Origin of the sequence: Shimia aestuarii (genome assembly GCF_022814865.1) — a bacterium.
Classification (GTDB): domain Bacteria; phylum Pseudomonadota; class Alphaproteobacteria; order Rhodobacterales; family Rhodobacteraceae; genus Shimia; species Shimia aestuarii_A.
In genome coordinates this window covers 88,859-109,831 of the sequence record NZ_JAKVRD010000001.1, presented here as the reverse complement: position 1 = coordinate 109,831, position 20,973 = coordinate 88,859, and the positions used below count along the sequence as shown (strand labels likewise).

Annotated in this window: 24 protein-coding genes and 1 tRNA gene; 11 read left to right on the top strand and 14 right to left on the bottom strand. The window is 61.9% G+C overall.

Features of this window, described 5'->3' with window-relative positions; translation table 11 throughout:
* Positions 1–6: 6 nt before the first annotated feature.
* From clpS to hemF, 4 genes are read left to right on the top strand one after another with little or no spacing between them, the layout of a single operon-like run.
* On the top strand, positions 7–345 hold the full coding sequence (gene clpS / locus MK745_RS00565) for an ATP-dependent Clp protease adapter ClpS (RefSeq protein WP_411028131.1): 339 nt from the start codon (positions 7–9) through the stop codon (positions 343–345).
* Between the two features lie 25 nt (positions 346–370).
* Positions 371–1,348: a class I SAM-dependent methyltransferase gene (locus tag MK745_RS00560; RefSeq protein ID WP_243611325.1), complete on the top strand. Its 978-nt coding sequence runs from the start codon at positions 371–373 to the stop codon at positions 1,346–1,348.
* Between the two features lie 37 nt (positions 1,349–1,385).
* Entirely contained in the window at positions 1,386–2,189 is an 804-nt protein-coding gene (locus MK745_RS00555; RefSeq protein WP_243611324.1) for an SDR family NAD(P)-dependent oxidoreductase, read from the top strand.
* A 31-nt stretch (positions 2,190–2,220) separates the two neighbouring features.
* On the top strand, positions 2,221–3,114 hold the full coding sequence (hemF, locus tag MK745_RS00550) for an oxygen-dependent coproporphyrinogen oxidase (RefSeq protein ID WP_243611323.1): 894 nt from the start codon (positions 2,221–2,223) through the stop codon (positions 3,112–3,114).
* A 13-nt stretch (positions 3,115–3,127) separates the two neighbouring features.
* Here hemF and MK745_RS00545 read toward each other — a convergent pair whose 3' ends face one another.
* Positions 3,128–3,691 (bottom strand): hypothetical protein, encoded by a 564-nt coding sequence (locus MK745_RS00545; protein WP_243611322.1) that lies wholly within the window; start codon positions 3,689–3,691, stop codon positions 3,128–3,130.
* A 180-nt stretch (positions 3,692–3,871) separates the two neighbouring features.
* Positions 3,872–4,831, bottom strand: coding sequence for a hydroxymethylbilane synthase (gene hemC / locus MK745_RS00540; RefSeq protein WP_243611321.1), 960 nt, complete (start codon positions 4,829–4,831; stop codon positions 3,872–3,874).
* A gap of 103 nt (positions 4,832–4,934) precedes the next feature.
* Between hemC and hemE the strand changes: the two genes are divergently transcribed.
* Positions 4,935–5,969, top strand: coding sequence for a uroporphyrinogen decarboxylase (hemE, locus tag MK745_RS00535; protein ID WP_243611320.1), 1,035 nt, complete (start codon positions 4,935–4,937; stop codon positions 5,967–5,969).
* 111 nt (positions 5,970–6,080) lie between these two features.
* Here hemE and MK745_RS00530 read toward each other — a convergent pair whose 3' ends face one another.
* The 7 genes from MK745_RS00530 to MK745_RS00500 form a co-directional block, all read right to left on the bottom strand.
* Positions 6,081–6,581, bottom strand: a complete 501-nt coding sequence (locus tag MK745_RS00530; protein WP_243611319.1) for a hypothetical protein — start codon at positions 6,579–6,581, stop codon at positions 6,081–6,083.
* Between the two features lie 248 nt (positions 6,582–6,829).
* Positions 6,830–7,915, bottom strand: coding sequence for a CaiB/BaiF CoA transferase family protein (locus MK745_RS00525; RefSeq protein WP_243611318.1), 1,086 nt, complete (start codon positions 7,913–7,915; stop codon positions 6,830–6,832).
* A gap of 11 nt (positions 7,916–7,926) precedes the next feature.
* Positions 7,927–8,751 (bottom strand): SDR family NAD(P)-dependent oxidoreductase, encoded by an 825-nt coding sequence (locus MK745_RS00520; protein ID WP_243611317.1) that lies wholly within the window; start codon positions 8,749–8,751, stop codon positions 7,927–7,929.
* 11 nt (positions 8,752–8,762) lie between these two features.
* Positions 8,763–9,911 (bottom strand): acyl-CoA dehydrogenase family protein, encoded by a 1,149-nt coding sequence (locus tag MK745_RS00515; RefSeq protein WP_243611316.1) that lies wholly within the window; start codon positions 9,909–9,911, stop codon positions 8,763–8,765.
* 16 nt (positions 9,912–9,927) lie between these two features.
* A complete protein-coding gene (locus MK745_RS00510; protein WP_243611315.1) occupies positions 9,928–10,344 on the bottom strand; it encodes a MaoC family dehydratase in 417 nt (138 codons plus the stop codon).
* 12 nt (positions 10,345–10,356) lie between these two features.
* On the bottom strand, positions 10,357–10,824 hold the full coding sequence (locus MK745_RS00505) for an FAS1-like dehydratase domain-containing protein (protein ID WP_243611314.1): 468 nt from the start codon (positions 10,822–10,824) through the stop codon (positions 10,357–10,359).
* 3 nt (positions 10,825–10,827) lie between these two features.
* Complete coding sequence (locus tag MK745_RS00500) at positions 10,828–12,009, bottom strand: lipid-transfer protein (protein WP_243611313.1); 1,182 nt, start codon at positions 12,007–12,009, stop codon at positions 10,828–10,830.
* A gap of 108 nt (positions 12,010–12,117) precedes the next feature.
* Here MK745_RS00500 and MK745_RS00495 point away from each other — a divergent pair, with 108 nt between their 5' ends.
* The 3 genes from MK745_RS00495 (at position 12,118) to MK745_RS00485 (ending at position 14,275) form a co-directional block, all read left to right on the top strand.
* Positions 12,118–13,026 carry a LysR family transcriptional regulator gene (locus MK745_RS00495; RefSeq protein ID WP_243611312.1) on the top strand — a complete coding sequence of 303 codons (909 nt, stop codon included), beginning with the start codon at positions 12,118–12,120 and terminating at the stop codon, positions 13,024–13,026.
* A gap of 85 nt (positions 13,027–13,111) precedes the next feature.
* Positions 13,112–14,119, top strand: coding sequence for a GlxA family transcriptional regulator (locus MK745_RS00490; protein WP_243611311.1), 1,008 nt, complete (start codon positions 13,112–13,114; stop codon positions 14,117–14,119).
* 79 nt (positions 14,120–14,198) lie between these two features.
* Positions 14,199–14,275, top strand: a tRNA-Met gene (locus MK745_RS00485).
* A gap of 224 nt (positions 14,276–14,499) precedes the next feature.
* On the opposite strand, the gene MK745_RS00480 is transcribed toward MK745_RS00485, so the two are convergent.
* From MK745_RS00480 to pobA, 5 genes are read right to left on the bottom strand one after another with little or no spacing between them, the layout of a single operon-like run.
* Positions 14,500–15,330 carry a 3-keto-5-aminohexanoate cleavage protein gene (locus MK745_RS00480; RefSeq protein WP_243611310.1) on the bottom strand — a complete coding sequence of 277 codons (831 nt, stop codon included), beginning with the start codon at positions 15,328–15,330 and terminating at the stop codon, positions 14,500–14,502.
* Positions 15,331–15,387: 57 nt separating this feature from the next.
* The gene (gene pcaG / locus MK745_RS00475; RefSeq protein ID WP_243611309.1) at positions 15,388–16,008 is read right to left on the bottom strand and encodes a protocatechuate 3,4-dioxygenase subunit alpha; all 621 of its coding nucleotides are present in this window, start codon (positions 16,006–16,008) and stop codon (positions 15,388–15,390) included.
* Positions 16,008–16,736, bottom strand: a complete 729-nt coding sequence (pcaH, locus tag MK745_RS00470; RefSeq protein ID WP_243611308.1) for a protocatechuate 3,4-dioxygenase subunit beta — start codon at positions 16,734–16,736, stop codon at positions 16,008–16,010. The genes pcaG and pcaH overlap by 1 nt, the downstream gene beginning before the upstream one ends.
* 43 nt (positions 16,737–16,779) lie before the next feature.
* Complete coding sequence (gene pcaC, locus MK745_RS00465; RefSeq protein WP_243611307.1) at positions 16,780–17,160, bottom strand: 4-carboxymuconolactone decarboxylase; 381 nt, start codon at positions 17,158–17,160, stop codon at positions 16,780–16,782.
* A 17-nt stretch (positions 17,161–17,177) separates the two neighbouring features.
* The gene (pobA, locus tag MK745_RS00460) at positions 17,178–18,347 is read right to left on the bottom strand and encodes a 4-hydroxybenzoate 3-monooxygenase (RefSeq protein ID WP_243611306.1); all 1,170 of its coding nucleotides are present in this window, start codon (positions 18,345–18,347) and stop codon (positions 17,178–17,180) included.
* Positions 18,348–18,441: 94 nt separating this feature from the next.
* Between pobA and pcaQ the strand changes: the two genes are divergently transcribed.
* From pcaQ to MK745_RS00445, 3 genes are all read left to right on the top strand, one after another.
* Positions 18,442–19,365, top strand: a complete 924-nt coding sequence (pcaQ, locus tag MK745_RS00455) for a pca operon transcription factor PcaQ (protein WP_243611305.1) — start codon at positions 18,442–18,444, stop codon at positions 19,363–19,365.
* A gap of 77 nt (positions 19,366–19,442) precedes the next feature.
* A complete protein-coding gene (gene hemP, locus MK745_RS00450) occupies positions 19,443–19,598 on the top strand; it encodes a hemin uptake protein HemP (RefSeq protein ID WP_243611304.1) in 156 nt (51 codons plus the stop codon).
* Between the two features lie 77 nt (positions 19,599–19,675).
* On the top strand, positions 19,676–20,941 hold the full coding sequence (locus tag MK745_RS00445; RefSeq protein WP_243611303.1) for an imelysin family protein: 1,266 nt from the start codon (positions 19,676–19,678) through the stop codon (positions 20,939–20,941).
* Positions 20,942–20,973: the final 32 nt, after the last annotated feature.

Here is a 20,973-nt window from a genome sequence, read left to right as displayed (position 1 = left end):
CAGGTCATGACTTTCGAGCCGATTCATATGTCCGCCGATGATGGTGATGATGGCGACCTTGGTGTTGCCCTGCAGACGCGCGCCAAAACAAAGCGCCCGCCGCTCTACAAGGTTCTTCTGCTGAATGACGATTACACGCCGATGGAATTCGTCGTGCATATCCTTGAGCGGTTCTTTGGCATGACACATGCGCAGGCGTTCGAGATCATGCTTACGGTGCACAAGAAGGGGGTGGCCGTGGTTGGCGTATTCAGCCACGAGATCGCCGAGACCAAGGTGACGCAGGTGATGGATTTCGCGCGTCGCCACCAGCATCCTTTGCAATGCACCATGGAAAAGGAATGATCCCGCTGCGGATCGTTGAGAGCCCATGTCCCAATCGCGTTTGACCCTCGCCCTTGAAGGGCATGGTTTTGACCTGCCCGAAGGTGAGATCGCCGTTTTTGCCCCGCGCGCGGGCGCCGACCTTGGCGCGTTGGAGCGCGCAAGGGTGCGGATCATTCAGCCGAACCGCGTCGATTACGAGGCGTTTCGCCGGGCGGGCTATGCCTGTGACGTGGTGGAGGCAGGGCGCTATGGCGCGGCCATCGTCTTTTTGCCGCGCGCCAAACAGCTTGCACGCGACCTGATCGCAAGGGCCGTGGCGGTGGCCGATCTTGTGATCGTGGATGGGCAAAAGACCGAAGGCGCGGATAGCCTACTGAAAGAGTGCAAGAAACGGGCAGAGATTGGCGGCGTGCTGTCGAAGGCGCATGGCAAGCTCTTTTGGTTCCAGGGCGGCGATTTCAACGATTGGCGCGCGGTGCCTACGCAGGTCGATGGGTTCGTGACGCGCGCGGGCGTGTTCTCGGCGGACGGGATCGACCCGGCTTCAAGGCTTCTGGCGAAGACGTTGCCGGCGAAACTCGGACGGAATGTTGCCGATCTTGGCGCAGGGTGGGGCTATCTCGCGCGGGAAATCCTTGCGCGGGAGACGGTTGAAACGCTGTACCTTGTAGAGGCCGATCACGTCGCGCTCGACTGTGCGCGCGAGAATGTGACGGATCCGCGGGCGGAGTTTCATTGGGCGGATGCGACGACTTGGGAAGCGCGGGCGCGGATGGATGCGGTGGTGATGAACCCGCCGTTTCATACCGGACGCAGTGCAGAGCCCGCACTTGGAGAAGCCTTTATCGCGGCGGCGGCACGCATGCTTGCCCCGACCGGGCAGCTTTGGCTTGTCGCGAACCGCCACTTGCCTTACGAGGCGGCGCTCAGAGAGCGGTTTGGCGCAGTGGAGGAAGTCGCTGGCGACGGCCGGTTCAAGGTGCTTCACGCTGCGCGCCCGTCTCGCGTGAGACGGGGTTAGCGCGTAAGCTGCTCAAGAGAATCACAGGAGTTAAGACATGTCTTTCTCGATTGCAGGCAAGACCGCCATCGTGACCGGTGCGGCGAATGGGATCGGCCTTGCCGTGGCGCGTCACTTTGCAGACCATGGTGCCAATGTGATGTTCGCCGACATGGACGAACAGCGGCTTGTCGAAGAGGTCGGCGAAAACAAGGAAGAGGGCAATATCCGTTATTTCGCGGGCGATCTGCGCGAGAAGCTTACGATTGCCAATCTGCTTTCCGCGACGATTGATGCGTTTGATACGGTGGACATCCTCGTCAACGGTTGTCGGCAGGTGATCCGCTCGGATGCGCTCGATCCGGATGACAAATCGGTCGAAACCATGCTCGACCAGAACCTCATGACCTCGCTGCGCCTGTCGCAATATGTGGCCAAGCGCATGATCAAACAGGCCGAGGGGAACGAACCCGGCAAACAGGCGGGTGCAATCGTCAACCTGTCTTCGATCGCCTCGCGCCGGTCGCATCCGGACCTTATGGCCTATTCTGTGTCGACCGCTGCCCTTGACCAGATGACGCGCGCGATGGCGGTTGCCCTCGCGCCGCATAAGATCCGGGTCAACGCCGTGGCGTTCGGATCGGTGATGTCCACGAGCCTCCAGAACATGCTCAAGGATCACAGCGAGTTCCGCGAGACCATCGAGGACAACACACCGCTTGGCCGTATTGCGGGGCCGGGGGAGCTTGCGGAAGCGGTGCAATATCTGGCGTCGGAAGGGTCAGGGTTCATGACCGGGCAGATCATCACGGTGGATGGCGGGCGCACGCTTGTTGATCCTGTGGCGGCTCCGGCGCATTGAACGCCTAGAAAATAGGATCAGGGAGGACGCGATGAGCGACCAGATGGAAAGCGAAAAGGCGCGCGCGTCCGCGTGGTTCCGGGAGTTGCGGGACCAGATCGTTACCGCCTTCGAGATGCTCGAGGATAGTCACGCCGAAGGGCCTTTTGCCGATCAGGCGCCGGGGCGGTTCGATGTCACCGAAACCACGCGCGCGAGTGCCGATGGCTCGGATGCGGGCGGCGGATTGATGTCGGTGATGCGCGGCGGGCGCGTGTTTGAGAAGGTCGGCGTCAATGTCTCGACCGTCTATGGCGAACTCGGCGAACGTGCGCAGGCCGCGATGGCGGCGCGCAAGGGCTTTCCGGGCATGAAGGATGACCCGCGTTTCTGGGCTAGCGGGATCAGCCTTGTGGCGCATATGCAAAACCCGCATTGCCCGGCTGTTCACATGAACACGCGCATGTTCTGGACCCCGCATGGATGGTGGTTCGGGGGAGGATCGGACCTCAACCCCTGTCTTGAGTATGACGAGGACACCGCACATTTCCACAATGTGCAGAAGGCGCATTGTGACCGCCATGACGAGGCGCATTATCCGCGCCTCAAGGCTTGGGCGGATGAGTATTTCTATGTGCCGCACCGGGGTCGTGCGCGGGGTGTCGGGGGGATTTTCCTTGATGACCACAACAGCGGTGACTGGGAGGCGGATTTCGCGTTTATCCAAGATGTCGGGAAGGCGTTCCTTCCGGCCTTTGTGCCGCTTGTCGAGAAACGCCGCGTCGATGCGTTCGGCGAGGCAGAGAAAGACGCGCAGCTCGTGCATCGCGGCCTCTATGCGGAATACAACCTCGTCTATGACCGGGGCACGAAGTTCGGCCTTGAGACCGGGCACGACGCCAATGCCGTGCTGATGAGCCTGCCGCCGATGGCGAAGTGGGTCTGAGCCGGGGGGACGGTCAGGCGCGGAGTTGACGGATGCTTCGGCAGAGCGCGCGGTGCATAAGCTCCACGTCTTCATAGCGTCCGCGCAGGGCGGTGATTTCGGCGTTTTCGTGACGGAGGCGGAGGCGCATTTTTGACGGCACGCCGACGCCATCCCCTTTGAGCACATAGATGCTTTTGATCTCGCTGAGGGGGAATTTGCGCGCTTTGCGGACATTGTCGCGGCGATCGAGGCGCGAGAGCGTCAAGCTCAGGTCGGTCGGGTCCAGCGCGATTTCATAGCGGCTCCCCCGCATGGTGAAAGTGTAGAGCGCAAGGCCGATGATCGAGAACGCGACGGCAAGGCCAACCTTGGTCATCACCATCTCAATGCTTTCCCCGTTGGGCAATAGCCACTGAATGAAGGCACCTAGCACGATCACGATACCAATGAAGCGCAGGACCGCTTCGCTTTGGGTCGTGGTGCGAAAATACCCTTCGGTTTCACGCGCGCGATATGTCTGATCGTGGCGCGACGTTTTGATACTGCGTTTCTTGACCGGCCCGACCGTCAGATCGGTGATAGCTGCTGCATTCATGCTCTTCCCTCCGAACACGTTTCCAACGGCAGTAGGCCAAGAAAAAGTGTCCAAATGTGGAAGGGCTTTTGGGTAAATTAGGACTTTGTTAAGGGAAATCCGGTCGGATCCCTTTGTTTTCGCCGCATTTTCGGCGCAGTTCGAAGCCTGTCCTATTTGGGCATCGCGATGCCGTGGTGGCTAGCATCGCCAGTCGAAGAAGCCTGCACCGGCCTGCGAGAGAAGTGATTCGGCCATTTCGCGACCGAGCGCGGCGCCATCCTCGATTGGGGCGGTGCGGTCGTCGGAGAGGCTCTCGGAGCCATCAGGGCGCAGCACTTGACCACGCAGGCGCAGGGTATTGCCGTCAAGTTCTGCCAGCCCGGCAATCGGGGTTTCGCAAGACCCGTCAAGCGCGGCGAGGAAAGCGCGTTCGGCGGCGAGGCGCTGACCCGTTTGCGTGTCGTGGATGGCCTCGAGCATCTCGGCCGTGCGGCGATCATCCGCGCGCCGCTCAATGCCGATCGCTCCTTGGGCGACGGCCGGCAGCATCTCTTCCGGGGCAATTGCGGAGGCTGCGACATGGGCCATGTCGAGACGGTGCAGCCCGGCCATGGCAAGGAAGGTGCATTCGGCCACGCCATCTTCGAGTTTCTTGAGGCGGGTCTGCACGTTGCCGCGGAATTCGACCACGTTGAGGTCGGGGCGGAAGTTCAGAAGCTGGGCGCGCCGGCGCAGCGAGGAGGTGCCGACAACGGCGCCTTTGGGCAGGTCGGCGAGCGTTTTGACCTTGGAAGAGACAAACGCATCGCGCGTGTCTTCGCGCGGCAGGTAGGTGTCGAGCAAAAGACCCTCGGGTTGCAGCGTCGGCATGTCCTTCATGGAGTGCACGGCGATGTCGATCTTGCCCGACAGGAGGTCTTCTTCGATCTCCTTGGTGAAGAGACCCTTGCCGCCGATCTCCTTGAGCGGCTTGTCCTTGGCGATCAGCGCCGCATCATCGCCCGTCGTCTTGATGATGACGATCTCGAACGCCTCTTCGGGCAGGTCGAACGCCGCTGCGAGGCGGCGGCGTGTCTCATACGCTTGTGCCAAGGCGAGCGGGGAGCCGCGGGTGCCGATCTTGAGGGGCGAGTCGGGGGAGGGCAGGGTCAATGTCATGGCCCGAACTCTTAGTCGCGGCAGGTTGTCCTTTCAAGTCATCCATGCTTGACATCTCGTCGCTGTGGCGAGACCTACAGACGGCAAAGAGGAGAGACCGCACATGGCTACGACCAAGAAAATTCTGCGCGCGCTTGCGGGCGAGACGCTCGACACGCCCCCGATCTGGATGATGCGTCAGGCGGGCCGTTACCTGCCGGAATATCGCGCGACGCGGGCCGAGGCGGGGGATTTCCTGTCGCTTTGCTATAACTCGGAACTGGCGGCGGAAGTCACGCTTCAGCCGATCCGCCGCTATGGGTTCGATGCGGCGATCCTGTTTGCCGATATCCTTTTGCTGCCGCAGGCGCTTGGGGCGGATCTTTGGTTCGTGACCGGGGAAGGCCCGCGCCTTTCGACGATCGAAAGCCAAGCGGATTTCGACAAGCTCAAAGCGGCGGGCGAGATTCATGAGACGCTGAACCCGGTCTACGAGACGGTGCGCATCCTGTCGCGCGAATTGCCGGAAGAGACGACGCTTATCGGGTTCGCGGGCGCGCCCTGGACCGTGGCGACCTATATGATCGCGGGTCGCGGCACGCCGGATCAGGGCCCGGCGCATGCGTTGAAGGATAGCAACCCGGCGCTGTTCGATCAGGTGATCGAATTGCTCACCGAGGGCACGATTGACTACCTGTCGAAACAAATCGAGGCGGGCGCGGAGGTCGTGAAGATCTTTGATAGCTGGGCCGGGTCGCTTAAGGGGGCGGATTTCGACAAGTATGCGCTTGAGCCTGCGAAGAAGATCATCGCGGCGCTCAAGGAGCGGCATCCGGGCATTCCGGTCATCGCCTTCCCGCGCGGTGCGGGAGAACGCTATGAGGGCTTTGCCAAGGCGACCGGGGCGGATTGCGTTGCAGTCGATGACGCGGTGAGCGCAGACTGGGTGGCCGAGCATGTGCAGAAAGATGGCTGCGTGCAGGGAAATCTCAAGTCGTCCCATATGGTTACGGGCGGGCAGGCGCTTGTCGATGAAACCCGCAAGATCGTCGAGGCGCTTGGCTCCGGCCCGCATATTTTCAACCTTGGTCACGGCATCACGCCGGATGCGGACCCGGAGAATGTGCAGTTGATGATCGATACGGTGCGCGGCAAGTAAACCGACCGACAGAGCAAAAAAGAACGGGGCCTGAGGGCCCCGTTTTTCATTTCTGTATCACGTCGGTATTGCGTCGGTATCGCGGTGGTGTGCAATCGCGACGCGCGCGGATCACTTGAGGGTGAAATGCAGGCCGCTTTCGGGATCCTTGACGAAGGCCCAGTGGTCCCGCTCGGTCGCGACGGCGTGGGTCGCTGCGGCAGCCACCAGCGTGACGAAGAGGGCGGCGCCCGCATGGGTGCCCGAGGTGACCGAGGCGTAGTTCGCGTGCAGCTTGGGCTCGAGCGTGCCGGTGGCGGTTTTCTCATCCAGCTTGCAGGCCACGTCGAGCGGCGCGGATTTGCCTTCGGTCGTCGGGAAGCGGACGATGGCCGGGCTGGTGAAGCTGGTCTTGAACTCGTCGGACTTGATCGTGCAGACCGCACCGCCGATTTCCTTGCTCTTGCCGTCTTCGCCCTTGGCATAGGTGCGCACCGGCACGGCGCTCAGGCGCACGACCTTGTTCTTGGTGCTGACATGGGCGAAATCGACGGGCTTTTGGGTGATCTCCATGCTCTGGGTACAGGCCGCGAGGGCGATGGCGGCGGGCAGGATGAAAAAGGCTTTCTTCATAAGGGGTCTTTCGGTGTTGATCGTTACGCAAGGGGCGTTCCGTGGAGAAAACACGAGGGGTGCCGCCTCACAGAACCGTGAATAGTCGCTGCGGTTTTACCTATCCTTTAGGCGTATTCAAGGGGCGTATCGTGCAATCTTGGGTTTATTTGTCGCGGCATGAGGAATTGCGTTTGCCGGGCACCGCGAGGTCGGGGAAAACCGTTTTGAAATCGCGTGGGGAAGGTCTTTTGAAAGACCTTCCCAGCCTAGGCTTTGTGCGTGAGTTCCGCGAGAATCTCGGCGCTGTGCGCGCCGCGTGTGCAGGGCGCGTGGATCGGGGCCAATTCGCCACCGAACCGGGGGGCGGGGGCCGCTTGCAACACGCCGTCCGGTGCGGACCAGACTTTGCGCGCGCGCATGTGCGGGTCATCCGCAGCCTCGCCGGGAGACAACACGGGCGCAACGCAAGCGTCAGAGCCGTCAAAGAGCGTGGCCCAGTGAGCGCGGGGCTCGGCGGCGAAAATATCCTCGAGCCGCGCCGTGAGCTTGGTCCAGAGCGCCTTGTCATGCTGGCGTTGGAACTCGGGGTCTTCCGAAAGGCCGAGCTTTTCAAGGAAGAGTGCGTAGAATTGCGGCTCGAGGCATTGCACCGAGATAAAGCCGCCATCGGCGCAGGCGTAGCTACGGGACCAGTGCGGGCCGTCCAGCAGGCTCTGGCCACGATCATCGACAAGCTGTCCGCTCTGGCGGATCGCCATGAGGAGGCCGAGCATATGGGCGGAGCCGTCCACGATGGCAGCGTCGACGACCGTGCCTTGTCCGGTCGCGCGGGCGTTGAGAATGCCGGAGAGCATGCCGACCACGAGGTAGAGCGCGCCGCCGCCGATGTCGCCGACGAGGGTTGCGGGCGTGATTGGGGGGCTTCCGGGTTCCGAGGCGTAGTGCAGCGCGCCGGAGGTCGCGATGTAGTTGAGATCATGCCCGGCGGTGGGGGCGCGTGGGCCGTCCTGACCCCAGCCGGTCATGCGGCCATAGACGAGGGCCGGATTTTCCGCGTGGCAGGCCTCGGGGCCGAGGCCGAGCCGTTCCATGACACCGGGGCGAAACCCTTCGATAAGGCCATCGGCGCGGGCAATGAGCGCCTTGGCTGTGGCGATGTCGTCGGGATCTTTGAGATCGAGCGCGATGGAGCGCTTGCCCCGGTCGAGGACCGAGGCCTCGGCGGTGACCTGACCGCCTTTGCCCTTGCGATGGATCACGATGACATCAGCGCCAAGATCGGCCAGCGTCATAGCGGCGAAGGGACCGGGGCCAAGCCCTTCGATCTCGACGATGCGGACCCCGGAGAGCATGCCCTTCTGCGTCATCCCGTCAGGCCGCCACCGACGATGAGGGTCTGGCCCGAGACGTAGTTCGATTCCGGGCAGCAGAAGAGATAGACGCCATCTGCGGCCTCTGCCGGAGTGCCGGGGCGACCAAGCGGCACCATCGCGGCGAACCCGCCAGCGACCTTTTTCGGGATACCGATGCCGACCTCGTTGCCGTCCACGGTAATGGTTTTCTTTTCGTCCGTGGCCTCGGTCAGGCGGGTTTCGATATAGCCGAAGGCGACACAGTTGACGTTGACCTTGTGGCGGCCCCATTCCTTGGCGAGCGTCTTGGTGAGGCCAAGGACGGCAGACTTCGCTGTCGAGTAGTTGGCTTGTCCGACATTGCCTGACGTGCCCGCGATGGAGGAAATATTGACCACCTTGCGGAACACCTCGCGCCCGTCTTCGGCCTCTTGCGCGGCGGCGCCTTTGATAAAGCCGGAGGCGGCGCGCAGGATGCGGAAGGGGGCCTTCACGTGCACATCCATCATGGCGTCGAATTGTTCGTCGGTCATGTGGCCGATGAGGCTATCCCATGTGTAGCCCGCATTGTTGACGATGATGTCGATGGCGTTCCATTTCTCTACGCCCGCCCCGATAAAGCGTTCGGCAAAGCCTTGTTCAGTCACGGAGCCGGGCACGGCGATGGCATGGCCGCCCATGGCGGCGATTTCTTCGACCACGGCCATGGCGGGCTCTGCTTCGAGGTCGTTGACCACGACATTGGCCCCCTCGGAGGCGAGTTTCAGGGCCAGCGCGCGGCCGATGCCGTTGCCTGCGCCGGTGATATAGGCGGTCTTTCCGTCAAGTTTTCCCATGGTGTCCTCCCTCAGTCGCGGTCGAGATCGCGCGCGATCAGTTCTTTCATGATTTCATTGGTGCCGCCGTAGATCTTCTGCACGCGGGCGTCGGTATAGAGTTCGGAGATCGGGTATTCCTGCATGTAGCCATAGCCGCCGAAAAGCTGGAGACATTCGTCGATGATCTCGCATTGGGTCTGGGTGCCCCACCACTTGGCCATGGCGGCCTTTTCCGGGGTGAGGGTGCCGGTTTCCAATTCGGCGAGGCATTGATCGACGAAGGCGGCGAGAAGCTCGATCTTTGTCGCCGCTTCGGCGAGTTTGAAGCGGGTGTTCTGGAAGTCCATGATGCGTTGGCCAAAGGCCTTGCGTTCGCGCACGTAGTCGAGCGTCATGTCGAGCGCACATTGTGAGGCGCCGAGGGCCATGAAGCCGAGGATCAGGCGTTCCCAGGGCAGTTGCTTCATCAGCTGGATAAAGCCCTGGCCTTCCTCGGTGCCGATCAGGTTGGTAAGCGGCACGCGCACGTCCTCGAAGGACAATTCGGCGGTGTCGTTGCGCTTCATGCCCATTTTCTTGAGGCGGCGACCGACAGAGAAACCTTCGAGCCCTTCGGTCTCCACCACGATGAGTGACACGCCACGGCCCTTGGCCTTGGGATCGGTCTTGGCGACGAGGACGATCAGGTCGGCGCTGCCGCCGTTGGTGATGAAGGTCTTGGAGCCGTTGATGAGGTATTCATTGCCGTCCTTGATGGCGGTGGTCTTGACCGCCTGAAGGTCGGAGCCAGTGCCCGGTTCGGTCATCGCGATGGCGGCGACCTTGTCGCCCGAGGCGAGACCGGGGAGCCAGCGGGCCTTTTGTTCGTCGGTGCCGAAGGCGGTGATGTAATGGGCGGCGATGTTGTGGACCGAGACTCCCCAGCCGCTATCGCCGGCGCGGGTCTGTTCGAGGAAGGTCACGGCGTCGAAATGGCGCGAGAGGCCGAGGCCGCCGTGTTCTTCGGGGAAGGTCGCGCCGAGGATGCCAAGCTCGCCCGCCTTCTTCCAAAGCGATTTCGGCACGGTGCCAGCTTCGGTCCAGGCGTCCTTGTTGGGGGTGATTTCTTCGGCGAAGAAGCGGCGCACGGTGTCGGCGAACGCCTTGTGGTCTTCCTGCATCCACAGATGGTTGGGCATGGGGGTCTCTCCGTCTTCAGGCGGCGCGCACGAGCGCTTCGCCTTTCAGGGTTTGGGTTCCGTCGTCGACCTTGGCCGACAGGGTCAGTTTCAAGAGCGTCTCGCCATCCTTCTCGACGATCTCAGCGACGCTGCCTTCGCAGGTCACAGTCGCGTTGACGGGGGTGATTGCGGTGAAGCGGGTTGAGAGGGTGCGGACGTTTTCCTGTCCGGCCCAGTCGGTCACGAGGCGGCCCAGTTGCGCCATGGACAGCATCCCGTGCGCGAAGACGTCGTCGAACCCGGCGCCCTTGGCGAAATCGAGGTCGATATGGATCGGGTTGTGATCGCCCGACGCGCCGGCATAGAGCGCAAGCTTGGTGCGCGAGACAGGACCAAAGACGAGCGTCGGTAGCGTGTCGCCGGGTTTGGCGGTGGCGGGGGTGATGGTCATCGTTGCGCCTCCTCAGCCCAGAACGTGAATGATGTCGCGCTTGGCCTCGACGAGTAGGCCACGCTCGGGGTGGGTGATGCGGGTGGCGACCTGCGCGATTTCCAGCTTGCCGCCCTTGGCATCGGCAAAGCCGAGCACTTCGTTCTCGACCGACACGGTTTCACCCGCGTGTATTGGGCCGTGATAGATGTAGCTCTCGGTGCCATGCAGAAGGCAGCGGAAGTCAGCGTTGATAATTGCATGGATGCCGGGCAATCCCCGACGCATGCTTTCCTTGCCCGCGAAGGTGCCGACGACCACGGGGTAGGTTGCGGGTGCGACCACGTCCGGGTGCCCGGCTGCGCGAGCGGCGTCGACGTCGAAATGAATCGGGTTTGTCTCGCCAATGGTTTCGGCAAAGAAGGCGATCGCGCCGCGTTCAAGGGTCACCTCGATGGGCGGGGTCTTCTGCCCCGCTGTGCTTCGGTCAAAAATCCCCATGGGTCAGGCCGCCTGATAGAGCGTCACGACGCAGGCGCCGCCGAGGCCGAGATTGTGCTGAAGCGCGGTCTTGGCGCCGTCGACCTGCCGGTTCTCGGCAGTGCCGCGCAGTTGGTGGGTCAGCTCATAGCATTGCGCAAGGCCCGTCGCGCCAAGCGGGTGGCCCTTGGAGAGTAGCCCGCCGGAGGGGTTGGTGACGTATTTTCCGCCATAGGTATTGTCGCCATCAGCAATGAACTTCTGCGCACCGCCCTCGGGGCAGAGGCCAAGGCCCTCATAGGTGATGAGCTCGTTATGGGCGAAGCAATCGTGCAGTTCGACCACGTCCACGTCTTTGATGTCGATACCGGATTGATCCTGCACCTGTTTCGAGGCGGCGGCGGTCATATCGTAGCCAACGACCTGCATCATATCGTGCGCATCGAAGGTCGAGGGGTAGTCTGTCGTCATCGCCTGACCGACGATTGAGACGGTGGTCGGGATGTTGTGCTTTTTGGCAAACTCTTCAGAGCAGAGGATGGCCGCCGCGCCGCCGCAGGTCGGGGGGCAGGCCATGAGGCGGGTCATTACGCCTTCCCACATGAAGGGGGCGTTCATCACGTCGTCTTCACTCACTTCGGTGTTGAAGAGGGCGAGGGGATTGTTGACCGCGTGGCGCGAGGCCTTGGCACGGATCTTGGCAAAGTCGCGCAGCTCGGTGCCGTATTTCTCCATATGGCTTTTGCCCGCGCCACCGAAGTAACGCAGCGCCAGCGGCACTTGCGAGTTCCCGACGAGCACATCGGTCTCGTGGTCGAAATCGTCGAACGGCGTCGGGCGGTCGGTCCAGTGGCTCTGAAGCGCGCCGCGCTGCATCTGTTCAAAGCCGACCGCGAGGACGCAATCGGCAATGCCATGCTCGATGGCTTGACGCGCCAGAAAGAGCGCGGTCGAGCCGGTGGAACAGTTGTTGTTGACGTTGATCACCGGGATGCCCGTCATGCCGACCTGATAGAGGGCTTTCTGGCCGCAGGTGGAATCGCCGTAGACATAGCCGGCATAGGCTTGCTTCACGTCCTCATAAGACAGCCCGGAATCCGCGAGCGCCGCGCGGATCGCATCGGCGCCCATCTTGTCATAGCTGTCGGACGCGCCCGGTTTGGCGAATTTGATCATGCCGACACCGGCAACGATGGTCTTGGTCATGGGTATCCTCCCCGAATCCCTGTTTCGGGGGAAGTATGGGGGTGCTTTCATCCATCTGACAAATTCTATATTGTCCAATGATATTCATTATTGGAATGGGTCTATGGAATGAACCTAAGCAAACTGCGCTATGTTCTGGCGGTGGACCGGGCCGGGGCGATCTCTGCGGCGGCGCGCAATCTGCATATCACGCAGTCGGCGGTGACCAAGGCGGTGGCCGATATCGAGGCCGACCTAGGATTTGCGATATTCGAGCGGCGTGCCCGTGGCGTTGTGGCGACGGCGGCGGGCAGGACATTCATCGACCGGGCGGCGCGTATCCTGTCGGATATGGATCAACTCGTGAGTGATACCCGCAGCGGGCGAGAAACGCGCGACCGGGTGTTGCGCATCGGGATTGCGCCACCGTCGCTTGAGGGATTGATGAACCGGGCCGTGCGCCACCTTGTCCTGAGCCATTCGGAAGTGCGGGTGCATTTGCGCGGGGTGACTTTTGAGACGGGGATTCAATTCCTGCGGCAAGGCGATCTCGACACGCTCATCGCGCCCGAACATGGGCTTATGGGGGAGGCGGGATTTGCCATGGAGCCACTGCCGCCGCTGCGCTCGCGCATGTATGCGCGCAAGGGGCATCCGCTCAGCGGGCATCTTGTCGGAGCGGAGGATCTGGCGCGCTATCCGATCATCGCACCGGACCTTTCGGGGCCCCATGTGCGCCCGTTGATCGAGGTGCTCGATCACCTCGAGGGGGATTCCGTGCGCGGCCTGCACATCATCGAGAACTTTCCGATGGCGTCGGGCATAATCGAGCGGACAGACGCGCTTGGCGTGGTGGTGGATTCCTTTGTACAGAGCCATGCCTTTCGGAGCCGGTTTGAAGTCATCGATTTCGATATGGGGGCGCCGTTGCCGATGGTGCTTGCGTCGCGATCCGGTAGCGGGCCGGGGCGGGCGATGCAGTGGCTTCGGGCGGCACTTCGGGCGCATCCGCCCACCGCCAGCGTTTCCATGCGGTAAAAGCTATAAATAGGGTCGTTTTCCGACTTGTCCGAGTCGTATCAGCGATCATACCATGTCCCGTCGCAAAAGAGAGGACTGGCAGATGAGTGGCGGGTTGATCCCGAAAGGTGTTGCCTATGTAGAGCTTGGGCCCGACGGGGTGAGCGAGCCGGAGCACTTTGTTTTTCTGCTCTTGCCGAACCTGTCGATGTTGGCGTTTTCCTCGGCCATTGAGCCGTTGCGGATTGCGAACCAGCTGACGGGGCGGGCGCTGTATCGCTGGACGACCATGTCGGAGGATGGCGCGCCGGTCCGGTGTTCGAACGGTGTCGAGATTTCGGTGGATGCGGCGCTGGGCGATACCCCGAACAGCGCCTATGTGCTTGTGTGTTCCGGGGTCGAACCGGAGAAGGCGGCCTCGCGCAAGGCGGCGGATTGGATCCGTTATCAATGGCGGATGGGGCGGACCGTGGGCGGGCTCTGTACCGGAGCCTATACGCTTGCGCGGGCGGGCATTCTCAAGGGGCGTCGTGTGACCCTGCATTGGGAAAATCAGGTGCCATTCCGTGAAAGCTATCCCGATCTAGACCTGCGCGAACAGCTTTATGTCGTAGACGGGCGGATCATGACCTGCGGCGGCGGGGCGGCGGCAACGGACTTGTTCCTAAAGCTCATCGACGACCGGTATGGCCCACTGCTCAGTCAGGCGGTGCTCAACATGTGCCTGCATTCGGTGCATCGCTCGGATGGGGATAGCCAGATGGTGTCGCGTGCGGCGACGCTTGGGGTGCGCAATGCGCGACTTCTTGAAATCGTGCGGATTTTTGACGACGAGATCGACCAAGAGATTAGCCTCGACGAAGTTGCGGAGCGGGTTGGCGTGTCGCGGCGCCAGATGGAGCGGCTCTTTGCGCATCACGTCGGGCGCACACCGAAACGCTATCTCATCGACCTGCGCCTACAGCGGGCGCGGGCGCTTTTGGCGGAGACGGATTTGCCGGTGGGGGAGGTTGCGTTGGCCTGTGGGTTCGCCTCGGCGACGCAGTTCTCGCGGCGCTTTCGGGAACGGTTCGGAACCTCGCCGCATGCCTTCTCGGTGGCCATCACTTGAGCGGCGGGAAAACTTTGGCGAGGGGCCGTTTTTCCGCTTGACCCCGTGCGGAGGTTCTCATAAATCGCTCTGCACCTAAGGCGGTATAGCTCAGTTGGTTAGAGCAGCGGAATCATAATCCGCGTGTCCGGGGTTCAAGTCCCTGTACCGCCACCAAGAATTCCGGCCCTGAAAGCAGACGCTTTCAGGGCCTTTTCTTTGGGCCCGGGCCCCGGTCGATGCAGGCAATCGTAAACGGCAAAACCGACGTCGGTATAACGTCGGTATCGCGTCGGTATTGCGTCTGTGGGGAGTCGTTACAGCACCGTCCCGATGAACGGGGCGGGGCCAAGCGATTTGGGCATCGCTTGGTCCATGGAGTTTCGAAAAACTTGCGCGCCTCAGGCCGAGCGCAGGCCGAGGATTTCGCGCGCTTGTGCGGGAGTCGCCACGGGGCGTTCGTATTTCGCACAGAGATCGGCGGCGCGCGCGATCAGCGCTGCGTTGGAGGGTGCGAGCGTGTTGCGGTCGAGGCGCACGTTGTCCTCGAGGCCCGCACGGGTATGCCCACCAGCGGCGATGGCCCATTCATTGACCACGGCCTGATTTGCGCCGATCCCGGCGGCGCACCACGCGGCCTTGGGCGCGCGGGTCTTCATCATGTGGACGTAGAAATCGAAGACTTCCTTGTCACAGGGCATGGCGTTCTTCACGCCCATGACGAATTGCACGTAGAGGCGGCCATAAAGCTTGCCCTCGTCATGCATACGGATCGCTTGAATCAGGTGCGAGAGATCGAAGGCTTCGATCTCGGGGGTGATCTCGTAGGTCTGCATCTCGGAGGAGAGCCACGCGACAAGGTCCGGCGCGTTCTCGTAGACGCGGGTCGGGAAGTTGTTCGAGCCGACTGAGAGCGAGGCCATGTCGGGGCGCAGGGACAGCATGCCGCCGCGTTCGTGGCCAGCGCCGGAGCGGCCACCCGTCGAGAATTGGATGATCACGCCGGGGCAGTGTTTCTCGAGCCCTTCCTTGAGGCGGGCGAAGCGCTCGGGATCGGAGGAGGGGGTTTCATCATCGTTGCGCACATGGGCGTGGATAATGGAGGCGCCAGCCTCGACGGCAGCGTGGCTGCTTTCGATCTGTTCCTCGACCGTGGTTGGCACGGCGGGGTTGTCAGATTTGCGCGGCACGCTGCCCGTGATGGCGCAGCAGAGAATACAGGGGTTGCTCATTGCGGATTCCTTTTTGGCCCGCACCGTATATCGGAGCGGGCCGGGTTGTCACGACGATCAAATGTCGAAGAACACGGTTTCGTCTTCGCCCTGCATCTTGACGTCAAAGCGGTAGACGATCTCGCCGTCGCGTTCGGTCCGCTTGGCGATCAGGGTTGCGCGGCGGCGTTCCCATTCAATGATGTTCAACACCGGGTCAGAGGCGTTGGCCTCGGTCTCGTCGTCGAAATAGATGCGGGTGTTGAGGCCGACATTGATGCCACGCGCCACGATCCAGAGGTTGATATGCGGCGCCATCATATGACCGTTGCGGCCCATGACGGCCCCCGGTTTCACCGTATCAAACCCCCATTCGCCAGTGGCGAAATCGGTGATGACACGGCCCCAGCCGCGAAAGCCCTCTTCGACCTCGCCGGGGTGTTCGGGGTGGGCGTAGACGCCTTCGCTATTGGCTTGCCAGGCCTCGAGCAGCACATCCTTGATCGGCGAGCCGGTGCCGTCGATGACGATGCCTTCGACGCGGATGCGTTCGCCCTTGGCGTTGGGGCCAGCGATGTCCCAACCGAGTTCCTGACGGTAGATGTCAAACCCTGCCGCGCCGGGGGCGAGGCCGATATGGACGTAGGGGCCGGCGGTCTGGGAGGGGGATTCCTTGAGGTAGTCGAGTTTCTGAGTCATCAGTTGCCCTCCAGACGGTTTTCAAACAGCGTCGAGCGGCGACCGCGCAGGACGATATCGAACTTGTAGGCGATGGTATCGAGCGGGATCGTCGCGTTGCGATCCAGTGCGGCGATCAGCTGGCCGATGGCGGCCTTGTCGGGGATCGTGTTGACGATCGGGCAGGTGTCGATGAGCGGGTCGCCCTCGAAATACATCTGGGTGATGAGGCGCTGGGCAAAGCCGGAGCCGAAAACCGAGACGTGGATATGCGCCGGGCGCCAATCGTTGACCCAGTTGCGCCACGGGTAGGCGCCGGGTTTGACGGTGCGGAAGTAGTAATAGCCGTTCTCGTCGGTGAGGGTCCGGCCACAGCCGCCGAAGTTCGGGTCGATGGGCGCGAGATAGGTATCTTTCTTGTGGCGATAGCGCCCGCCCGCGTTGGCCTGCCACACTTCGACGAGGGTATTGGGCACGGGGCGGCCATTCTCGTCGAGGACGCGGCCATGCACGATGATACGCTCGCCAATCGGGCTTTCGCCCGCTTTGGCGTAGTTCGAGATCAGGTCATTGTCGATCGGGTCGATATCACGGTGGCCAAAGGTCGGGCCGGTGATCTCGCTCGCCGAGTTCTGAAGCGAGATCAGCGCGTATTGCGGCGAGCGCGTCACGGAGGTCTTGTAGTCCTTCGCGAAGGCGGGCGGGTGCCACAAGCGATCTCGCTGGTAGAATTCCCCTGGTGTGCTCATGGGTGGTGTCTCCTTAGGGCGGGCGCGTTTCCCGTTGGTCGTCTTAGGCGTCGTTTTCCATTTCGGCGTAGGTCTGCTTGGCGAGCTTCAGCGCGTGGTTGGCACGCGGCACGCCGCAATAGACGGCGACATGCTGAAACACCTCGAGCACATCCTGCTTGCTCGCGCCGGTGCGGGCGGTGGCGCGGATGTGCATGGGAATTTCCTCGAAGTTCCCGGCAGCGGCCAGAAGCGCCAGCGTCAACATGGAGCGTTCGCGATCAGTGATGCCGTCAGAGGCCCAGACCGTGCCCCAGGCGCCCTCGGTGATGAGGGTCTGGAAGGGGGCGTCAAAGTCGGTCTTGGCGGCCTCGGCGCGGTCCACGTGATCGTCGCCGAGAATCTTGCGGCGGACCTGCATGCCGGAATCGTATTTGTTGGTCATCGTGTCCCTCATGGCGATCAGTATGGCAGACCGACGTAGTTCTCGGCCATAACCGTTTGCGCGGCGCGGTTGTCGCGCAGGAAGGCGATGTCGGCCTGCTGCATCTTGAGATCGAAATCGGATTGATCCGGGAAACGGTGCATCAGCGAGGTGAACCACCAGCTAAACCGTTCGGCTTTCCAGATGCGGGCCAGCGCCTTTTCGCTATAGCGGTCGAGGCCTTCGTCGTCGCCGTCGTGATAGTGGGCGACGAGGCCGTTGTAGAGATAGTGGATATCGCTTGCTGCGGTGTTGAGGCCCTTGGCGCCGGTGGGCGGCACGATATGGGCGGCGTCGCCGCACAGGAACAGGCGGCCCCAGCGCATCGGCTCGGTCACGAAGGAGCGCAGCGGCGCGATGGATTTCTCGATCGAGGGGCCGGTGACGAGGTTCTCGGCGTAATGCGCCGGGATGCGGCGTTTGAGTTCCTGCCAGAAGGCGGCGTCGGTCCAGTCCTCGGGGCTGTCGGAGAGGGAGCACTGGATATAATAGCGGCTCAGGTTGTCGTTGCGCATGGAGCAGAGGGCAAAGCCGCGTTCGGAACCGGCATAGATCAGTTCGTCATGCACGGGCGGCGTTTCCGAGAGGATGCCGAGCCAGCCGAAGGGATAAACCTTTTCGTATTCGCGGCGCACGGTGAGGGGGATGGTCTGGCGGCTGACGCCGTGGAAGCCATCGCAACCGGCGACGAAATCACAGTCGATGCGGTGCTCGGAGCCGTCGACCGTATAGGTCACATAGGGCGCGTCGCTGTCGGCCTCGTGGATTTGCACGTTCTCGGTATTGAAGACGATCTTGCCGTCCATCGCCTCGCGGGCGTCATAGAGGTCGCGGGTGACTTCGGTCTGGCCATAGACGACTACGGAGGTGCCGGTCAGATCCTTGAAGTTGATGCCGAATTCTTCGTCGCCATAGGACACCACAGTGCCGTCATGCACAAAACTTTCGCGGTCCATGCGCTCGCCGACCCCAGCCTCGTGCATCAGATCCACGAAACCCTGCTCGAGAATCCCGGCGCGAATACGGCCAAGCACGTAGTCGCGGGTCTTGCGTTCGAGCACGACGCTATCGATGCCTTTCTTGTGCAAAAGCTGGCTCAGAAGCAGGCCCGAAGGGCCGCCACCGATGATGGCCACTTGTGTACGCATGGTCTTTCCTCCCGTTACATTGGGATATTGAATGGTTGATCTTGGCAAGTAAAATGAAGATATTCGCCATATAGTTGCCTAAAGTGGAAAGCATGTGATCGATCGACGTATCAAGTTCCGGCATATCCAATGTTTCGTGGAAATCTGCCGGGAAGGATCTTTGAAGCTCGCGGCGGAGCGGCTTTTCCTGACGCAGCCGGCGATTTCCAAGACGCTCAAAGAGCTTGAAGAGATCCTTGGCGCCGAGCTTCTTGAACGGTCGCGGGCAGGGGTGACGCTCACGCCACAGGGGGATGTGTTCCTGCATTTCGCGGAACAGTCGCTGGCAGCGCTTCAGCAGGGGCTTGCCGGGGTAGAGCAGGTCGGCACGGCGGGCAAGGCGCGGATTGCGGTCGGTGCGTTGCCGTCGGTGGCGGCGCGCCTCATGCCAGCGGTGGTGACCGAGATGTCGAAGATCGCCCCGGATGTAGAGGTGCATGTGCAAGACGGCCCGCACGGGTTCCTTGTCGACCGGCTCCGGCTTGGGGGGCTGGACCTTGTGATTGGGCGGCTTGGGCGGCCGGAGACGATGCAGGGGCTTTCGTTCACGCAGCTTTATGAAGAGAAGGTCGAGTTCATCGTGCGCGCGGGTCATCCGCTTCTTGACGCGCCGGACCTTGCGCGGATCGGCGAGTGGCAGGTCATCTACCCGCCACAGGGATCGGCGATCCGTCCGTTGATCGAGCGATTCCTGATTGCGCATGGGGTGGGCAATGTGCCGAACCGGATCGAAACCGTTTCGGGCGCGTTCGGGCGGGTTTATACGCGGCGCTCGGATGCGATCTGGATCATCTCGGCGGGGGTTGTGGCGAATGAGATCGCCGATGGCTTTCTTGTGCCCTTGCCTTTTGACACCGGGATCACACGCGGTCCGGTTGGTCTCATGCGGCGGCCGGACGAGGGGATTTCGCCGCAAGAGCAAATATTCCGCATGGCGCTTAAAAATGTGATCGGACCGGAGAAAGATTTTTCCGACTAAATAAGTCGGGTTGACGTTTCTGATTAATTTAGTCAGTTAAGGGGCGCGACAGGACCTCTGACGGACGAGATTGAGATATGTTGGAAACGGACAAGACCCCGCCCATCGAAGATTTTCCAATTCATGATGCGAAAGAGCTGACCCAAGGCAAGGCGCAGGCGCGCATTGTTCTTGACGGTCAGGTCTACACGTTGCGGATCACCCGCGCCAACAAGCTCATTCTCACCAAATAGACCCCATCAGGATACCCGCACGCAGAAGGCGGGATCTCAACAAGGACCAGACAGCACCGGATATGAAGGACATCACAATGACCTCTCTTAAACTTGGCGTGACGCTTGCCGCGCTTGGCTTTGCAAGCACCGCCTTCGCAGCGGACAACCAGGCCGTTCTCAAAACCTATGCCGATATCGCGGCAGCCGGGTACGAAGACAGCCTCATCACGGCGCGCACCCTCGGGTCTGCGGTGGATGCTCTGATCGCGAACCCTTCGGAAGAGACGCTTGCCGCGGCCAAGTCGGCCTGGCTCGCGTCGCGCGTGCCGTATCAGCAGACCGAGGTTTACCGTTTCGGCAACGCCATCGTGGATGATTGGGAAGGCAAGGTGAACGCCTGGCCGCTCGATGAAGGTTTGATCGACTATGTGGACACCAGCTATGGCGCGGAGAACGAAGAGAACGCGCTCTACGCGGCCAATGTGATCGCCAATCCGACCTTCGCGCTTTCGGGTGAGACGGTGGATGCCAGCGAGATCACCCCGGTGCTGCTCGCAGAGACGCTGCATGAGGCGGACGAGGTCGAGGCGAATGTGGCGACCGGCTATCACGCGATTGAATTCCTGCTTTGGGGCCAAGACCTCAATGGCACCGAGGCCGGTGCGGGCAACCGTCCCTATACCGATTTTGTCACGGGGGAAGGCTGTACCGGGGGCAATTGCGACCGTCGCGCAGCCTATCTCAAGGCGGCGACCGATCTCCTCGTGAGCGATCTTGAGGACATGGCGGGCGCCTGGGCAGAGGGCGGCGCCGCGCGGGCCGAGGTCATGAAGGACGAAACCGCAGGCCTGACCGCGATTCTGACGGGCATGGGGTCGCTTTCTTATGGGGAGCTTGCCGGGGAGCGGATGCGCCTTGGCCTGATGCTCAACGACCCGGAAGAAGAGCATGATTGCTTCTCGGACAACACCCACAATAGCCACTACTACGATGCGGCAGGGATTCAGAACGTCTATCTCGGTGCCTATACCCGCGTGGATGGCTCGGTCGTCGAGGGCGCGTCGGTGTCCGATCTCGTGGCGGCACAGGATGCAGAGCTGAATGCCGAAGTGATCGCCAAACTTGAGGCGACCATGGCCGCGATGGGCGAGATGAAGGCCGCGGCGGATGCGGGCGAGATGTCTTATGACCAGATGCTTGCGCCGGGCAACGCCAAGGGCGAAGCGCTCGTCATGGGCGGCGTCAACGGGCTTGTTGCACAAACAAAGAGCTTTGAGCGCGTTGTTTCGGTGCTTGGTCTCGACGGAATCGCCGTTGAGGGCTCGGACAGTCTGGACAATCCGTCGGCTGTGTTCCAGTAAGGGCGTCTAACGTTATAACATAACAAACCCTT

Excerpts from the sequence above, each read along its gene's own strand:
- MK745_RS00515 (WP_243611316.1), bottom strand. The coding sequence starts at position 9,911 with ATGCCCAACCATCTGTGGATGCAGGAAGACCACAAGGCGTTCGCCGAC.
- MK745_RS00545 (WP_243611322.1), bottom strand. The coding sequence starts at position 3,691 with ATGAATGCAGCAGCTATCACCGATCTGACGGTCGGGCCGGTCAAGAAA.
- MK745_RS00525 (WP_243611318.1), bottom strand. The coding sequence starts at position 7,915 with ATGCTCTCCGGGGTCCGCATCGTCGAGATCGAAGGGCTTGGCCCCGGT.
- MK745_RS00520 (WP_243611317.1), bottom strand. The coding sequence starts at position 8,751 with ATGGGAAAACTTGACGGAAAGACCGCCTATATCACCGGCGCAGGCAAC.
- hemC (WP_243611321.1), bottom strand. The coding sequence starts at position 4,831 with ATGACATTGACCCTGCCCTCCCCCGACTCGCCCCTCAAGATCGGCACC.
- MK745_RS00490 (WP_243611311.1), top strand. The coding sequence starts at position 13,112 with ATGAGTGGCGGGTTGATCCCGAAAGGTGTTGCCTATGTAGAGCTTGGG.
- pcaH (WP_243611308.1), bottom strand. The coding sequence starts at position 16,736 with ATGAGCACACCAGGGGAATTCTACCAGCGAGATCGCTTGTGGCACCCG.
- pcaG (WP_243611309.1), bottom strand. The coding sequence starts at position 16,008 with ATGACTCAGAAACTCGACTACCTCAAGGAATCCCCCTCCCAGACCGCC.
- MK745_RS00500 (WP_243611313.1), bottom strand. The coding sequence starts at position 12,009 with ATGACCAAGACCATCGTTGCCGGTGTCGGCATGATCAAATTCGCCAAA.
- hemF (WP_243611323.1), top strand. The coding sequence starts at position 2,221 with ATGAGCGACCAGATGGAAAGCGAAAAGGCGCGCGCGTCCGCGTGGTTC.
- hemP (WP_243611304.1), top strand. The coding sequence starts at position 19,443 with ATGTTGGAAACGGACAAGACCCCGCCCATCGAAGATTTTCCAATTCAT.
- hemE (WP_243611320.1), top strand. The coding sequence starts at position 4,935 with ATGGCTACGACCAAGAAAATTCTGCGCGCGCTTGCGGGCGAGACGCTC.
- pobA (WP_243611306.1), bottom strand. The coding sequence starts at position 18,347 with ATGCGTACACAAGTGGCCATCATCGGTGGCGGCCCTTCGGGCCTGCTT.
- MK745_RS00445 (WP_243611303.1), top strand. The coding sequence starts at position 19,676 with ATGACCTCTCTTAAACTTGGCGTGACGCTTGCCGCGCTTGGCTTTGCA.
- MK745_RS00495 (WP_243611312.1), top strand. The coding sequence starts at position 12,118 with ATGAACCTAAGCAAACTGCGCTATGTTCTGGCGGTGGACCGGGCCGGG.
- MK745_RS00480 (WP_243611310.1), bottom strand. The coding sequence starts at position 15,330 with ATGAGCAACCCCTGTATTCTCTGCTGCGCCATCACGGGCAGCGTGCCG.
- MK745_RS00505 (WP_243611314.1), bottom strand. The coding sequence starts at position 10,824 with ATGGGGATTTTTGACCGAAGCACAGCGGGGCAGAAGACCCCGCCCATC.
- MK745_RS00555 (WP_243611324.1), top strand. The coding sequence starts at position 1,386 with ATGTCTTTCTCGATTGCAGGCAAGACCGCCATCGTGACCGGTGCGGCG.
- MK745_RS00560 (WP_243611325.1), top strand. The coding sequence starts at position 371 with ATGTCCCAATCGCGTTTGACCCTCGCCCTTGAAGGGCATGGTTTTGAC.
- MK745_RS00530 (WP_243611319.1), bottom strand. The coding sequence starts at position 6,581 with ATGAAGAAAGCCTTTTTCATCCTGCCCGCCGCCATCGCCCTCGCGGCC.
- MK745_RS00510 (WP_243611315.1), bottom strand. The coding sequence starts at position 10,344 with ATGACCATCACCCCCGCCACCGCCAAACCCGGCGACACGCTACCGACG.
- pcaC (WP_243611307.1), bottom strand. The coding sequence starts at position 17,160 with ATGACCAACAAATACGATTCCGGCATGCAGGTCCGCCGCAAGATTCTC.
- clpS (WP_411028131.1), top strand. The coding sequence starts at position 7 with ATGACTTTCGAGCCGATTCATATGTCCGCCGATGATGGTGATGATGGC.